Source organism: Brenneria alni (assembly GCF_003666245.1).
Classification (GTDB): Bacteria; Pseudomonadota; Gammaproteobacteria; order Enterobacterales; family Enterobacteriaceae; genus Brenneria; species Brenneria alni.
Genome location: NZ_MJLZ01000003.1, coordinates 75,760 through 91,672 on the forward strand (window position 1 = coordinate 75,760; position 15,913 = coordinate 91,672).

At 50.9% G+C, this 15,913-nt stretch carries 16 protein-coding genes; 10 read left to right on the forward strand and 6 right to left on the reverse strand.

The genetic code is table 11. The features are described 5' to 3' along the window. The first annotated feature begins 11 nt into the window (after window positions 1-11). Genes BIY29_RS02510 through BIY29_RS02555 form a run of 10 tightly spaced genes read left to right on the forward strand, consistent with a single transcriptional unit; the run spans window position 12 to window position 10,045 of the window. Complete coding sequence (locus BIY29_RS02510; RefSeq protein ID WP_121573459.1) at window positions 12-1,790, forward strand: phage tail tape measure protein; 1,779 nt, start codon at window positions 12-14, stop codon at window positions 1,788-1,790. Beyond that, entirely contained in the window at window positions 1,790-3,049 is a 1,260-nt protein-coding gene (locus tag BIY29_RS02515) for a DNA circularization protein (RefSeq protein WP_121573461.1), read from the forward strand. The genes BIY29_RS02510 and BIY29_RS02515 overlap by 1 nt, the downstream gene beginning before the upstream one ends. Continuing rightward, window positions 3,042-4,121, forward strand: coding sequence for a phage baseplate assembly protein (locus tag BIY29_RS02520; RefSeq protein ID WP_121573463.1), 1,080 nt, complete (start codon window positions 3,042-3,044; stop codon window positions 4,119-4,121). Before BIY29_RS02515 ends, BIY29_RS02520 begins: the two co-directional genes overlap by 8 nt. Further along, window positions 4,112-4,651, forward strand: a complete 540-nt coding sequence (locus BIY29_RS02525) for a phage baseplate assembly protein V (protein ID WP_121573465.1) — start codon at window positions 4,112-4,114, stop codon at window positions 4,649-4,651. Before BIY29_RS02520 ends, BIY29_RS02525 begins: the two co-directional genes overlap by 10 nt. Beyond that, the gene (locus tag BIY29_RS02530; RefSeq protein WP_121573467.1) at window positions 4,648-5,097 is read left to right on the forward strand and encodes a phage GP46 family protein; all 450 of its coding nucleotides are present in this window, start codon (window positions 4,648-4,650) and stop codon (window positions 5,095-5,097) included. The genes BIY29_RS02525 and BIY29_RS02530 overlap by 4 nt, the downstream gene beginning before the upstream one ends. Further along, on the forward strand, window positions 5,087-6,160 hold the full coding sequence (locus BIY29_RS02535) for a baseplate J/gp47 family protein (RefSeq protein WP_121573469.1): 1,074 nt from the start codon (window positions 5,087-5,089) through the stop codon (window positions 6,158-6,160). Before BIY29_RS02530 ends, BIY29_RS02535 begins: the two co-directional genes overlap by 11 nt. Beyond that, entirely contained in the window at window positions 6,145-6,729 is a 585-nt protein-coding gene (locus BIY29_RS02540) for a YmfQ family protein (RefSeq protein WP_121573471.1), read from the forward strand. Before BIY29_RS02535 ends, BIY29_RS02540 begins: the two co-directional genes overlap by 16 nt. Window positions 6,730-6,731: 2 nt before the next feature. Further along, window positions 6,732-7,490, forward strand: a complete 759-nt coding sequence (locus BIY29_RS02545) for a tail fiber protein (protein WP_121573473.1) — start codon at window positions 6,732-6,734, stop codon at window positions 7,488-7,490. Further along, window positions 7,490-8,377, forward strand: coding sequence for a tail fiber assembly protein (locus tag BIY29_RS02550; protein ID WP_121573475.1), 888 nt, complete (start codon window positions 7,490-7,492; stop codon window positions 8,375-8,377). The genes BIY29_RS02545 and BIY29_RS02550 overlap by 1 nt, the downstream gene beginning before the upstream one ends. Window positions 8,378-8,389: 12 nt before the next feature. Further along, window positions 8,390-10,045, forward strand: coding sequence for an SGNH/GDSL hydrolase family protein (locus BIY29_RS02555; RefSeq protein ID WP_121573477.1), 1,656 nt, complete (start codon window positions 8,390-8,392; stop codon window positions 10,043-10,045). Between the two features lie 523 nt (window positions 10,046-10,568). On the opposite strand, the gene fis is transcribed toward BIY29_RS02555, so the two are convergent. The 6 genes from fis to BIY29_RS02590 all read right to left on the reverse strand — a co-directional run bounded on the left by fis (window position 10,569) and on the right by BIY29_RS02590 (window position 15,863). Then, complete coding sequence (fis, locus tag BIY29_RS02560) at window positions 10,569-10,865, reverse strand: DNA-binding transcriptional regulator Fis (protein WP_012883002.1); 297 nt, start codon at window positions 10,863-10,865, stop codon at window positions 10,569-10,571. A 23-nt stretch (window positions 10,866-10,888) separates the two neighbouring features. Next, window positions 10,889-11,854, reverse strand: coding sequence for a tRNA dihydrouridine synthase DusB (gene dusB / locus BIY29_RS02565; protein WP_121573479.1), 966 nt, complete (start codon window positions 11,852-11,854; stop codon window positions 10,889-10,891). A 380-nt stretch (window positions 11,855-12,234) separates the two neighbouring features. Beyond that, complete coding sequence (locus BIY29_RS02570; protein ID WP_121573481.1) at window positions 12,235-12,975, reverse strand: carbonic anhydrase; 741 nt, start codon at window positions 12,973-12,975, stop codon at window positions 12,235-12,237. Between the two features lie 305 nt (window positions 12,976-13,280). Next, complete coding sequence (gene prmA, locus BIY29_RS02580; protein ID WP_121573485.1) at window positions 13,281-14,162, reverse strand: 50S ribosomal protein L11 methyltransferase; 882 nt, start codon at window positions 14,160-14,162, stop codon at window positions 13,281-13,283. A 17-nt stretch (window positions 14,163-14,179) separates the two neighbouring features. Further along, on the reverse strand, window positions 14,180-15,631 hold the full coding sequence (panF, locus tag BIY29_RS02585; protein WP_121573487.1) for a sodium/pantothenate symporter: 1,452 nt from the start codon (window positions 15,629-15,631) through the stop codon (window positions 14,180-14,182). Continuing rightward, the gene (locus BIY29_RS02590; protein ID WP_121573488.1) at window positions 15,621-15,863 is read right to left on the reverse strand and encodes a YhdT family protein; all 243 of its coding nucleotides are present in this window, start codon (window positions 15,861-15,863) and stop codon (window positions 15,621-15,623) included. The genes panF and BIY29_RS02590 overlap by 11 nt, the downstream gene beginning before the upstream one ends. Between the last annotated feature and the right edge of the window lie 50 nt (window positions 15,864-15,913).

Consider the following 15,913-nt stretch of genomic DNA (forward strand, 5'->3'; position numbering starts at 1 on the left):
GAGGAAGCCGTATGGCCAAGCGCCTCGACACTGAAATCATCATCAACCTGGCGGGAAACCTTACCGCCAAAGCCCGCCAGTACGGTGCCAATATGTCTGAGTTCGCCCGCCGCAATGAGCGGGCAATGTCCGTTGTTAAGGCGACCAGCGCGGCGGCTGGGCGCGGGTTGGACATGTTAGGAAACCGCTATACCGGTCTGATTGCAGGATTCGCGGGCGGTGCTATGTTGCGTGAGTTTTCCAAAACTGACAGGACACTAACTGAGCTGGGAGTCGCCGCAGGAAAGACACGTAAAGAGATGCGACAGATATATTCTGATGCTCAGGATTCTGCTATCAAATTCCGTGTAGATGACTCGGAGGTTGTTAAAGCTCTTGCTAACGCTAATAAAATTACCGGTTCGCTAGATTTTGGTGTCAAAAATCAGGACATGATGGCTGCTTCTATTTCTGCATCTGGTTCAGATGGTGAGTCTATAGGTGGACTGTTTGCAACGTTTGAGAAGTTCAAGACGAAAACCGATCAAGAAAACCTTCAGGCAATGGATTTTTTGAATCAATTGGGTAAAGAAGGTGGGTTTGAACTGAAGGATTTTGCTGAAAAAGGAACCAAGGTGTTTTCTGCATATGCGGCAACAGGTAGGGAAGGTGCGGTTGCACTTAAAGAAATGGGAGTAGTGTTTGAAGCCGCAATGGATGCAGTCGGAGATAAGGATCTTGCTACTACAGCGGCATTTAACCTGCTTACTGACATTCGCAATCCGAAAATAGCCAAGATTCTGACGGCAAGCGGGGTAAAATTACGCGATAAATCAGGAAATTTGTTACCCATCAACGACATCGTAAAAGATATTGCACAACGCTCAGGTAGTGATGGTTCGAAACGCCAAGATGAAAGGCTTTCAAAAGCGGGTTTTACTGATTATTCCCGGTTAATCATTTCCGGTGTTTCGACGGGGAAAGGTGCTGAGAATTTTGCCAGGTATAACGCTGTTGTCGCGGATGGTTCGGGCATCATGTCAGATGCCGCTTATGTTGCGCAGGACTTTACATCAGCAATGACCAGTTTGAATGGCACATGGGGAAAATTCACAGATAGTAATCTGGCAAAGCCCGTGCAAGAACTGGCCGACGCGCTTAATTCAGTAGACCAGGAAACAGTACAGAACTGGCTGGAGATCGGCAAGAACGTGGCCTTGGCAACGGGCGGGTTGCTGGTTGCACGTAAGGCATTCCAAATCGGTAAAGGCGCATATGACTTCTTACGGCCGGGGAAAAAAGGCATTCCAGCCGGAGTGGCCGACGTATTTGGATCCGGTGTTATGCCTGTCTATGTCACCAATATGGGCGCGGGCGGCATGGGGAATGGCGGGCCCGTCCCAGACTTACCAGGTAGTAACAAAAGCAAGTACGACAAGGGCGGCGTACTCGGCATGGCCATCAATACCGCATCGGAAATCACATCCCTGGTGCCGTTCCCAAAGAATGATGAAGAACGTGCCGCACTCATCCAGCGGGCGCAGGATAACAGCAACCGCAAAACAATGTGGGATGACATTAAGAAATGGCTGACCGCACCGCCCGCGCCGCCGTCATCCCCGCAATGGGATGCATTGCACCCCAACATGATGGGAACCTACCCCTACATTCCTCAGCAGCTTCAACAGCTACAGGGAGAAATCGAGGTCACGGTTAAAGATGACCGGGTACAGGTCAGCAAGGTAAAAATCAATACGCCAGGCGTAACCATGAGTGCGCAAACCGGCATCAGTAACGTGGAGCAAGACTAATGGCCACGACTAAATGGGAAGACCTGCGCGATGCGTCATTTCGGAACGTCCCCTTTTACTTTGTTGACGTCGAAGGCACTGGCGGCCGCCGCGCCATTCCCCACGCTTACCCAAAAAAAGAAGTCGGCTGGACGGAAGACCATGGCGCGGTACTGACCCAGCAGCAGATTAACGCCATCTTGCTTGGCAATGACTATCAAACCCAGCTTTACCGCCTGTTGGCCGCATTGAATACGGCCGGGCCGGGTGAGCTGGTGCATCCTTGGTTTGGGGCGCAGCAAGTGCAAATCGGCAAGGTCACGCACAAACTCAGTACAGAACAAGGCGGCATTGCTTATGTGTCGTTTGAAGTATTCGAAGCGGGTGAACAGCTTTTCCCCACGCAGACCGAAGACACCACGGCCACCGCGCTGAGTGCGGCCGACAGCGTCAAAGAAGCCTTGGCCAATGGCGATTACTTTGCCGCGCTAGATGGCGTCGGCAACATGGTGGATACGCTACTGGATGACCTGGACGGCTTTGTTACTAATCTGCCTTCCATCCCTGATGCGGTAAATGAGTGGATGGACAGGCTAAACCGATTTAAAGACCAGGCGGGCATTATCGCCGCCGCGCCCGGCGAGTTGATCCGCGACGTCACCGGCCTTATCAGCGACATAAAAGACCTGGTCACAGAACCGCCCTGGGCGCTGAGCGTTTATGACCAGTTACGCGATAAATGGGACGGTGACCGCGCCGCCCAGGCGGCGACCAAATCCCTGGCGGATAACATCGTGGTCAACGTTGAAACCGGATTTGCCAGCAGCGTTACCCGGTCATCGACAATTGAAATTTCCGATGCCATGCAAACGAATATCGATGAGTTTCAACGCTTGGTGATTGTGTCTTCCCTTGTCGCCCAAGCTGAAACCGTGGCCAGCATGACATTTGCAACCAGCCAGGACGCAGAAAGAACCGGTGATGTACTGGCGGAACGGCTGGGTGAGCAAGCGATAGATGCGGTGGAATCCGGCCAGCGTGAGCTGTGGCGTAGCCTGCGCGATTTGCGTTTTGCTGTGGTTAACGACGTGCGCATTCGTAGCGTCCAGCTCCCTGAGCTAAGGCGCATATCGACGACGCAGACGACGCCAGTAATGCTGTTGGCCTGGCGTGAAACGGGCGATGCCGAGCGGAGCGATGCCCTTGTGACGCGTAACCGTATGCGCCATCCGTCGTTTATCCTGCCATCACAGGTGATTGAGGTAGTTGATAGTGAGTGAAGAATTAACCCTGAACGTTGACGGTAAAATCTGGGGCGGCTGGACGGAAATGACGATTAACCGCTCGCTTGAAAGCATCGCCGGTGAGTTCGACCTTACTATCACTGCCCGCTGGTCTGCCGCCGCGCCGCGCTCCATCAAGCCGGGGATGGTGTGTTATGTATCTATCGGTAGTGATCGCGTGATGACCGGATACATCGACGACTTTATCCCCAGCTATGACGCCGAGAATGTTTCATTGCGCGTGCTGGGACGAGACAAAACGGGTGATCTGGTCGATAGCTCGGTGGTCGATAAATCAGGCCAGTGGCGCGGTCAGACGCTGGAACAACTGGCGTCGACCATCTGCAAACCCTACGGTATCGCCGTTATCAACGAAACCGATACCGGCGAAGCCTTCAGCAGCATCACGTTGGAACAAGGAGAAACCGGGTTCGAACTACTTGATCGTCTGGCAAAGCAACGCGGCGTATTGATGACGTCCGATGCCTGGGGTCGGCTGGTTATCACCCGCGCATCAACAACTCGCGCCGGTGTTTCCCTGGTACTGGGTGATAACATCCTGGCGGCGCGTGGTCGCTTTAGCTGGCGTGAACGGGCCAGCCAATACATCGTCAAAGGATCCGCTGCTGCCGGTGGCGCAACATGGGACGATCAGCCCGTCAAAGTGGTCGGCGGCCGCCAGGTCATTGTCACCGACTCAGAGATAACCCGCTATCGTCCCAAAATCCTAGTGAATGAAGATAACCTCACTGTCGGCGGTGCCAGCTCCCGTGGCGAGTGGTACAAAACCCGGATGTTGGGTGAAGCCAATACTACCGAAATCACCGTGGCGGGCTGGCGGGAGAACGGCGCAACCGGCGCGTTGTGGCAGCCAAACCGATTAATCCCAGTCAAAGACGTTATTCAACAAATGGACGTGACCTGGCTGATTAAAACCGTCTCGTTTATGGAAAGCGATAGCGGCCGTCTGACCGTGCTAACGCTGGTTCCACCTGAGTCGATGGATATGCCATCGCAAAAGGCCAAGAAGAAAGGGAAAAAAGCAAGCGTGGGGGTAACATGGGACTGAAAGAAGGCAATTTCTCCCGCTCTATCAGCGCGATCGGCCGACGTCTGCGCCTGATGGTTGACCGCGCCGTGGTGCGCATTGTGACTGATAGCCTGGGGCGGCAAAACCTACAGGTTCAGAGCCTGGCCGACGAGACGAATGACAACGTCGAACGCTTCCAAAATTACGGGATGTCGTCCGTGCCGCCCGCCGGTTCTGAAGCGGTTGTGGTGGCGATTGGCGGGAGACGTTCCGGCCTGGTGGCCATCGCCGTCGAGGATAAAACCTGCCGCCCGAAAGGACTAGATCCTGGCGACGTTTGCGTGTATCACGGTGAGGGCCACACCATTACCCTCAAGCAAGACGGCGTCATAGAGATAAGGGGGAAAAAGGTTAATCTGATTGGCGCGGAGTCCTGTGACATTGTGAGTCCACTCATTAATGTCACCGGCGCGACAACGTTCAGTGAAGATATTCAGGTCGCGGGGAAAAGTTTCCTCGACCACATTCACAAGGATGGCGACGGTGCGAACACAACGAAACCGTTATGACCATCAGAGTAAATTGGCACCTGCCCGCTGGCGGCGATATTGAAATAGAACACAATGGCCTTTCGTCTGACGAGGGCCTTGTTTCTTTAGTGCTGATTTGCTTATTCACCGATGCCCGCGCGTCCGACAGCGACGAAATCCCCGACGGTACGGATGACCGGCGCGGCTGGCCTGGCGATTCCTTTAGTGATTTTCCCTGGGGTTCCAAGCTGTGGCTAATTGAGCGTGAAAAGCTCACAGAAGCCGTGCGGCTGCGTGCGGAAAACTACGCCATCATTTCAATGCAACCCTTGATCAGCTACGGCTACGCCCGTACCGCGACGGTTATTGCCACAATTCCGCGCATGAACTGGCTGGCGCTGAGTATTGTGCTGACCCGACCTGATAAATCCTCGCTGACGGTAGAAATAAATAAACGCTGGGAGGCGATATCAAATGGCGTATAACGTCCCGACCACTCGCCAACTCATCCGCACCGGCATTCAAGACTTAGAGATTGAATTAAATCAGCAGTTGCCGATCGTCGGTGTTGAACGCGCATTAAATACGGCATTCAGTGGCGCATTGCGTGATTTATATGACCATCAAACGTGGATTAAAAATCAAATTATTCCGTCTGATAAATCAGATGACGACACTATTGTCGATACCGCCCGAAATGAAGGCGTTATTCGTAAAGCGGCAGCGTATGCATCCGGGCCAGTAATATTCACCGGTACTAACCCTTTGCCGCTTGATACGGAAATGCAAACGGATGACGGCGTTGTTTATTACGTTACGGCGACTGACGACCCGGCGAACGGCCAGGTACGCGTAATCGTCCAGGCCGAAGACGTCGGCACCGGCGGCAACCTGGCCAGCGGCGAAGTATTGACACTGATATCGCCAGTGCCGGGGGTAAATAGCGAAGGCTCGGTGGCGTCCGAGGGCGTGAGCGGCGGCGCGGATATTGAAACCATCAACGAACTACTTACCCGTCTGTTATATCGCAAGCGCAATCCGCCGCTAGGCGGCGCACTGCATGATTACGTTATCTGGGCGACGGAGACGGCAGGCGTTAGCCGTGCCTGGGCGTTTGATAGTTGGCACGGATTGAGTACGGTTGGCCTCGCATGGGTTTATGACCAGCGCACCGATATCATCCCAACAGAGACGGACAGAGCCACGATGTTCGCCTATCTGTACCGGCATCAGAATCCGGCGACGGGCGACTGGGTGGGCAAGCCTGGTGGGATAGAGGTCTGGCCGATACCGCTGACGTTAAAGCCCGTCGATATGGAAATTCGTATCGTGCCGGATACGGAAGCCACACGAACGGCAACGCAAAGCAATCTGACGGCGTTGTTCCGATCTGTTTCGCCAGGCGACACATTGCTGCTGTCTTCCATTCGTACCGCCATCGGCTCGGCTACGGGCGTGACGGACTACGAGCTAGACCTTACGACGAATCAGAACAGTGAGAACTATGAACTGATTACGATGGGGGCGATCACATGGCGCATAGTGTAGACGAATGGCATGACGTCCTTCAGCAATTGATGCCGCGCGGTAAAGCCTGGCCACGCGATCAAACGGCCGCTTTAACGTCACTTTTAAAGGGGTTTAGCGCCCGTTTACACGCGGCTGAAGCCAATGCCGACTTGCTGATTAACGAGATGCGGCCGGAAACGACAGAATTAATGCTGGAAGAATGGGAAGACTATTTAGGCTTGCCGGAATGTAATGCCATTCCTGATGGCTTTGAACGCCGCCGTGATGTTGTGGTTGAAAAATATCATCGTAAGGGTGGATTAGCGCCCTGGCAGATTGAACAGGCAGTTAAAGATGCATTGGGATTCACCATCCAGGTAACGGAAATATTACCGCATCACTGCCTGCGCAATATTATGTATCCCATTTATTCACGCAAATATCGATTCATTATGCAAGTCACGGTAACAGATATGCCGATGATTCGATTTAAAACCATCAGTAATGTGTTGACGCCGTTAATTAGTTATCAGGCTCAAATTTTGGAATGTTTTTTAAGACGCTATCGCCTGGGTGGTCACGATTATGATTTTCAGTACGAGGTTTAATTATGTATCACTTGGATAATGATTCCAGCGTTGTCGATATGCCCCAAACGGCCCCGGTACTATTTACCGAGCGCCGTTGGTTTACCGAAGGCGGTGACGGTATTCAGCCGTCTTACCCCGGCGCTGACTGGTTTAATATTATTCAAGCTGAAATGATGAATGTTTTAGCGTTGGCAAATATTACCCCGGATAAAAATCAGCATGACCAGTTTGCCCAGGCTATTCGGTTTTTTTCGTCTGATTATATGCTCCCCCCCGGCATTCCGTTGCCGTGGCCGTCAGATACCTTGCCATCCATGATGCCCCAGCGATTTGCATTTATGGTCGGCCAGTCATTTAGCGCTACCGCGTATCCGAGATTAGCGGAGACGTACCCTGATTTAATTATCCCAGACATGCGGGCATTAACAATTAAAGGGAAGCCTGGATCAGGGCGTACCGTATTGAGCTATGAAGCGGATGGAGTAATTAGCCACGCGCATGGCATTGAGATTGATAATACTGATTTAGGCACAAAAACCACGACGGAAAACGGGGAACACTCCCATGCATTCGGTGTTCAATATTGGAGTATGTCTATTGATGATACCCAGGTTCGAACAGTGACTACGGGTGACAACTTTTCAACTAATTCCGCTGGCTCTCATGCTCACAACATCGTTTTAGGGGCGCATAAACACACAGCCACTATTCTGGCGACAGGTAATACAGAAAATACGGTGAAAAATAGGGCTTTTAATTATATTACGAGGTTATATTGATGTCAGAGTTTACATTATCCGGTGATCCACGGGCGATATGGATTTATCACTATGACCATAGCGGTGTTTATACCGGTAAAAGTTTTTATCAAGTCCCAGCATGGACAGGATTGCCCGCTAATTCAACGCATATCCCCTGCGATGGCGATGGCGATGAGGATATCACCGGAGTATTTAACGGTACGTCATGGGATTACGTTGATGATAATCGCGGTACGCAATACTGGAATTCGCGTGGCCGTGGATTTGTTATTTCTAATATTCAGGAATCATTACCGGGCTGGGCTATTTTAAAGCCCCCGCCCGCTACTGATGAAGGCTATGTGCTGTTGTTCACCGAGGGTGAATGGACGCAAATTGAAGATAAAACCGGCCAGGCGTATTACGACAGCAACGGCAATAAAAATATCGTCACAGATGCTTATTTCACTATTCCTGAAGGCTATACGTTCGTTGCACCGCCGGATGCTAAGCCCACGTTCGTCACGCAATGGGACGGCAACGAATGGGTTTATGTGAAAGACTTGCGCGGTCAGGTTGCCTATTCCACAGAAACAAAAGAGGCGCTGGTTATTTCTGAACTGGGGCCACTGCCCGCCGATTATACGCTATTAGTCCCTGGGCAATTTGATGAATGGGACGGCAGCGCATGGGTAAAAAATGAAGAAAGCGAACACGCCTATTACGTTGATCTTGCTGAACGTCAAAAGGCCAGACTATTAACGGCCGCCACGGAACAAATATCTATTCTGACGTATGCAGTTAATAACGGAATCGCCTCAGAAAGCGAAACAACCGCATTACCATTGTGGGAGACGTACCGCGTCGAATTAAACCGCGTTGACACGTCTACCGCCCCTAATATCACTTGGCCAGAAAAACCTTAAGGAGTCGCTATTATGTGGCATTTAGACAATCAAAGCGGCGTTCCCGAAATGCCAGAGCCGAAACCTCGTCAAAGCAATAGCCCGCGCTGGTTCGGTGAAAGTGAGATGGAAGGTGGTATCAGTTGGCCAGGTGCGGACTGGTTTAATATTATTCAGGCTGAGTTGTTGGAAGTTCTGAAAGTGGCTGGAATTTCTCCAGACAAAACATCATTTGATCAAATTAGCAAAGCTATATCAATTATTGGGTTGAATACATCTGGGCGCATTGCTAGGAGAGCATCAGGCGCATCAGTTGGCTTGTTTCCTCGGCTAATGAAAAAACTCACTGAGTTTCGTCATGGCGTTCCAAATACTCAAAACACATTTCGAATCTATGGATTTGGATCGTCAGTCGGTGTAGGAGCTACGTTACCAAACCCCTCCGCCAATGCCCCTGTGATGAAATTTACTGAGCTTTTAAGAGCAGCACTAGATCCTGGATCTATTTATCCGATTCAGGCAGATAATTATTCAGTAAATGGGTCAACCATTAACCAGTTTAATGCCGCATGGCAAACCGCAACTAGCGATGGAATATATCCAGAACTGGCCGTTTTTGTGTACGGAATGAATGATTTTCCCACGGCCAACTACAACGCCGGGCAGACTTTTGGAGTAAATGGTTTTTCGCAGCGTCTGCGGAATGCTATCAGAACTGTGCAATCAGCTGGCGGAGATGTTGTTCTCGTTACCACACCCCATCCTTATATTGCAAATTACAGCTGGAGTATGCCCACCAGTGTTGGGCAAAGTTGGCCATCTGCGGTGGCCGCGCCTGTATCTGATAATGATTTGATTCCGCCGGTTTCAGGCTCAGTTGCTTCATTCAGTTGGAATGGTATCAATATTCAAGCGGCGGTTCGTTTCTTGCGTGGAAATGATGTTATTCGTAAAATTGCAACCGAGATGGGGTGCGTGCTGATTGATGCGGAAAGGTACTGGTTTGATGGTGTAGCGAAATATGGCGAGTCTGAACTATTTGATGAAGGCCAGGTAGTGCATCCCAACCTTCTTGGGCATCAAACATCATTCTGGGCAGCGTTCGAAGATTTCTGTGACAACATAAAAGAAAATGGCTGGGCCGCGCCCGATGCGTCTCATCCTACGCTATTATCTGTCGGGGGAAGCGCATTATATCCGAACCCAACAGAAGCAGATATCTCACTGATGGCTACAGGCGACAAAAATTACGCATTCTCTGAATATGACCGGTTTGCAAGACCTTTGCGCATCGTTACACAAGACGGAGATATCCAAAAATATTGGTATACAAGTCAAAATCCGACAACAGGCCAGCCCGGGTATTCCGTATCAACAACCGAAAAAATTCGACGAAGTGGTTTGGTAAATTCAGGGGAGTATGTCGATTTTGTGGTGCCCCAAAATTCTGCCGCCGAAATCCTTATTGAGGTATTCTCATCTCAACTGGACACTCGGACACAAACAACAAAACTTCTGGCAACCAATCATAATGGAAATCTTACTTTTTCAGTGATAGGGGAAAACACATCTGGGAACCTCTTTACCACCACGGCGCACAGCAATCTTGATAGTCCTAAAGATGCATATTTGAGGGTAACATTCACTCTTTCTAACACTGTATGGAAAGCTGTACTAATTACCATCTAAATCTTTGCGCCATGGGAAATGGGAAAATACTAACTTTCCCATTTTTTATGATATTTTTTTTCTTTTTTCGTGACGCGCTACAACCGACAACTAATGAACTTCCCAACTTATCAATGGATAAAGCCTGTATCTCGACGGTAATAGTGCCAGATATTCGGATCGCTAGTGGGCTTTGATGTATGGAAATGCGGGGGAGAAAGGAGCCCTCACACGTAAATTTAGTTTATCCCGGTGGGAGAGAAATTAATGCGTATGGAAAAGATGCTTCTGAGCGTTATTACAAATGCAAAGATCGTGGTCATGAGTGGATATGGGAACCAGGGACGTAAGGGATGGGGTGGGTTTAGTTGGGTTGGAAATAAATCAGATGCACAAACATTAAGGTCGCTCATGCGGCCTTTTTTGTTTTTGTGCTTTCGGTGTCGTTCAGCGCTCTATGTATAAACATCTGTATAAATATTAACAAAAAACGCCTGCCATTTCTGACAAGCGCCTTTTAAAAACAATCGGTTATGAATTTTGATTAATTCATGCCGTATTTTTTCAATTTCTTACGCAGGGTGCCGCGGTTGATGCCCATCATCAGAGCGGCGCGGGTTTGGTTGCCGCGGGTGTATTGCATCACCATGTCCAACAAGGGTTGTTCAACTTCAGCCAATACCAGTTCATACAGGTCATTAACGTCCTGACCATTCAGTTGGGCAAAATAGTTCTTCAGTGCCTGTTTAACCGAGTCGCGCAGGGGTTTTTGGGTTACCTGTGCCTGAGAGTTTACGGTGGAAACGGTCAGTACGTCAGAATTCACGCGTTGTTCGAACATAGTTCTGTCAGCTCTTTTTCTGTTTACGCAAGATTTTCAAAGTATGCCTCCAACACCTCCAGCTGCTCGCTGGCATCCTCAATGGCGTTGAATGTGCGCCTAAACTGGTCGTTTGGGGCGTGCTCCCGGAGATACCAGGATACGTGCTTTCGAGCTATACGAAATCCCTTGCCTGGACCATAAAAGTCGTGCAATTCCCGTATATGCTTGATCAACAAGTGCTTAACCTCTGCCAGTGACAGTGGTGCAAGCAACTCCCCGGTGTCCAGATAATGCTGGATTTCCCGAAAGATCCAGGGTCTTCCCTGAGCGGCTCGTCCTATCATCAGAGCATCTGCCCCGGTGTAATCAAGAACCGCTCTGGCTTTATGCGGGGAAGTCACGTCGCCATTCGCAATAACGGGAATGGAAACGGCCTGCTTAACTGCCCGAATGCTGTCGTATTCCGCCGAACCGTTGAACAGGCACGCACGTGTGCGTCCGTGAACGGTCAGGGCCTGAATCCCACAGTTTTCAGCCAATTTGGCAATCTCTACACAGTTACGGTGCTCTGGCGCCCAGCCGGTACGGATCTTCAGTGTTACCGGTACGTCTACCGCTTTCACTACCGCTGAGAGGATTCGTTTTACCAAATCCGGATACTGCAACAATGCAGATCCTGCCATCTTGCGGTTCACCTTCTTCGCCGGACAACCCATATTGATGTCAATGATCTGTGCGCCGAAATGAGCATTCATTTTAGCTGCGGCAGCCATTTCCTCTGGATCACAACCGGCAATCTGCACCGCTCTGATCCCAGGTTCATCACTATGTACCATGCGCAAACGTGACTTGTCCGAACGCCAGACTTCCGGGTTGGAAATAAGCATTTCGGACACAGTCATTCCAGCGCCCATCGCATGACAGAGTGCTCTGAACGGGCGGTCGCTGATACCCGCCATCGGTGCGGCTATCAGGCGATTGGTAAGCTGAAATTGTCCAATATGCATAGACAAAGAGTGACCATACTGTGCCTGTAAGGGCGCGTATATTACGCATTTTTTACGTGATATGAAAGGACAAACTTTGACCAATCAGTCGCGGGCGATCAAAGAAAACAGGTTTCATCATGATGAATGAAAATATTGTCTATATTTAACAATAAGTTTTGGCTATTTATGTATTGTTTTTGTTCAGGAAAATATTCCAGTTTCATCGTAATTTATCTGTAATCTGCCGTGATTTAAGCAGGAGTTACATCGATATCCAATATTCACAGGGGATTGCGTTGTCAAAAAACAAGGAACAGGGATAAATTTTTGCACCATAACGTTGCAAAATACGTGCTCCCAGCGTGAATCGGTTGGGAGCCGCAGGGAAAGTAACAGTACTAATTAATAATAACGCGGCCATTTAAAGGCTGAACAGGACGATTGTTTGCGTGATGAATGGCCGCCGTGAATCTGGCGATCTGAGCTGCCGAAATTGTAGCTGGCTTATCCAACACCAGCCACCGTACGCCTTCAGAGCATGGTGGTGTAGTGAGTGAACCGCTAAAACGGTAGTATTTATGCCGGTAGGTTGCAGGTATCAACGCATCGATATTCAGGGGGGTGTTCAATAAGACCGGTTTATCGAGGGTTAACGGCATCTGTTGCCAGGCTTTTTCCAGCTCCTGGTTGGTTTCACCTTGTTCGAACATCAACGCCACTACCGTTATCGCACCTTGTTGGTCGTTGTAGACAAAATGTGCTTCTAACGGAAATATTTTGCCATCGATCTCGTTCTCACTGGGGGCATGGAAATGGAACTGCTGGAGGGTGAAATTATCGTTATCTATCACCAGTGTGTTGCCAGCGCTGACGTCCACCTGGATGGTGTGGCCATTGTTGATGATATGCTGGGGGCCAACCTGATAAGACAGTTGTAATTCGTCGTGAATGGTTTTCAACGCGCCGTGAATATCAATGGGTGATTGGTTCTTACCAGTATCACACAGGGAAAAATCGGGAGAGAGTTGTCCCCAGTGCGAAGGCGCCTCCTGTCCTTCATAGCTCCAGTGAGCATGTTCGGAGGCAGACAGTGAAAAACAGGCGGTAAAAGCAAGGAAGGAGATCAGTTTATACTTCATTGGATAATCCATTTAAAACAATGTGATGACTAAGAGCCTATCCATTAGGACTATTTCACTTGCCATTTTGGCCCTGGGCAGTGCTCGAAATCCTCTCGTACTACGTGTACGCTCCGGTTTCTGCGCGCTGTCCGTGTCCAAACTGGCTGCGCCAATAACGTCTACTGGGATAGACTCTAATTCAAACCGTTTAAATAACGGATGATAGTCTGACGAGTCATCGAGAATACACCTTGTTTTTATATGGTTAAACCGTTGAAAAATGCGCCCGGCGTTCTTCAACGGTGCAATGAGTGAACAGAAGGTTACTTACGTATGCCGGTAATCCGGCACCATTCTTCTTTTTCCGCCACTGGATCAAGCTGAAATTTGTCCTGATAGGCCTCCGAGACACTGGCTGCCTGCGTTGCCAGTACGCCGGATAAGCCAAGATGACCGGCGGTTTTTGGCAAATCACTGATTAGCGGGGCCAGTTCACGCAACGGGCCTGCCAGGATATTGGCAACCACCACATCGGCGTAGAGGCCGGCAGGCTGATCTTTCGGCAGATAGAGTGCCAGACGCTCGGAAACGCCGTTTCTCTGGGCGTTATCGCGGCTGGCCTGAATAGCCTGTGGGTCGATGTCGATACCGATAGCGCGGGCGGCTCCCAGCTTGAGCGCGGCGATGGCTAAGATGCCGGAGCCGCAGCCGAAGTCGATGATGGTTTTGCCCTGTAGATCCAGCCCGTCTAACCATTGCAGGCAGAGCGCGGTAGTGGGGTGGGTTCCGGTGCCAAAGGCCAGACCGGGATCGAGCATGACGTTCACCGCCGTCGGATCGGGGATGTCACGCCAGCTTGGGCAGATCCATAACCGTTCGCCAAAGCGCATCGGGTGGAAGTTATCCATCCACTCGCGCTCCCAGTCTTTATCTTCCAATTGTTCGATTTTATGTTTAAATCCGGCGCCCAGCAGCGGTTCTTGCTCCAAAGTCGCGATGACATCCGCCATCTCGGTTTCCGCGTCATATAAACCGATAACATCAGTATCGCCCCACAGGCGGGTTTCGCCGGGTAGCGGCTCGAACACCGGCGTATCATGTGTATCCTGAAACGTAACGGATACCGCGCCGCTGGTTACCAGTGCGTCACCCAGTTGTTCGGCATTGCTGCCTGAGGTATTTATTTTCAGTTGAATCCACGGCATAGCAGTCTCTATTACATTTAAAGTGAAGTGGGGGCGGCAACCGGTTCAGGTACGCTGTGTCCGAAGCGGTTGCCGATAATAAACGCCAGCAGGCTTAACGTCAGCGCGGGTACGATAGGGTGAAAACCCGCCAGATGAAGATTAAAGCTGGCCAGTGCCGTATAACAACCTGCTCCGCTGAACATGGCGCTTAACGCGCCTGCCGCATTGGCGCGTTCCCAGTAAAGACCAAGAACCAGCGGCCACAGGAATACGGCTTCCAACCCGCCGAAAGCCAGCAGGTTTAGCCAGATAATCATCTCTGGCGGACGCCAGGATGCTAGCAGCACCAATAAGCCCAATAGCAGGGTGGTCAGGCTGGAAAGGCGCTTGATGCGCCGTTCATTGCGTATTTGCTGCGGGCGCACACTGAGATAAAGATCTTTTATTATTGTGGCCGAGGCTTGGAGCAGATGCGCGTTAATGTTCGACATGATAGCCGCCATTGGCGCGGCGAGAAAGATACCTGCCGCCAGTGGGGGCAGAACGGCAACCATCAGTGCGGGCAGCACCTGATCCGGAATGGTCAGATCGGGCATAACCGCCCGGCCCAGGGCGCCTGCCAGATGCATACCCAGCATTAGAATGCCGATCACGATAGTACCGATAATAATGCCGCGGTGCAGCGCCTTGCTGTCACGATAGGAGATACAGCGCACGGCGGTATTGGGCAGGCCGATAACCCCGAAGCAGACCAGCACCCAGAACGACGCCATAAAGGGCATCGACAGGATTTGATTGCTGCCCTGCGGGGTGACCAGCGCCGGATCGATCTGTTGCAACTTATCCACTGCGCTGTGCAAACCGCCCGCCGCATGGATAACACCCACCAACAGAATCACCGTGCCTAACAGCATCACAATGCCTTGCATGGCATCATTCAATACGCTGGCGCGGAAGCCGCCAAAAGCGGTATACAGCGCGATAGTGACGCCAAAAATCAGCAGGCCGATATCGTAGGGAATGTTGGCTGCCGTCTCCAGCAGACGTGCGCCGCCAATAAATTGCACCGCCATAGCGCCAATGAAGGCGACGAGCAGGCTAATGCTGGCGAACCATACCAGCAATCGGCTGCCGTAGCGGGCGTACAGCATATCGTTGAGCGTAATCGCATTGTAACGTCTGGCCAGAATGGCGAATTTTTTTCCCAGGATACCCAATGATAACAACATGGTGGGCAACTGAATCATGGAGAGCAATACCCAACCCAGGCCGTACTTATAAGCGGCGCCGGGGCCGCCGATAAAGGAGCTGGCGCTCACATAGGTGCCGATAAGGGTCATCGCCAGCACGAAGCCGCCCATTGAGCGCCCGCCGAGGAAATACTCGTTGAGAAAATTACCCGCCTGCCGACGACGGTAAGCGTATACCGATAATCCAAAAACCAATAGCAGGTAGCCCAGCAGCGGCATAAGCACTTCATTTTGCATCGTCATTCTCCAGTGAGATATCGTGGAAAACGACGCGAACCATCAACCAGCACAAGAGGGTAAAGATGAGTGGCAGCAGCAGACAGGCCATTTCAAACCAATGAGGAAGGCCGGTAATCCCCTGAGTGCTGTCAGGCAGGTAAGCCGCCAGAGTCCAGGCTATCAGGTAAGCCAGCGTCAGGCCCATCGCCCAGCGGGCTTCCCGGTGAGCCTGAAGAAAACGCGTATCCATTTTTTTCCCCGCAGTAAGCTATTACGAAACTGGAAATTTTACGGTCTGCA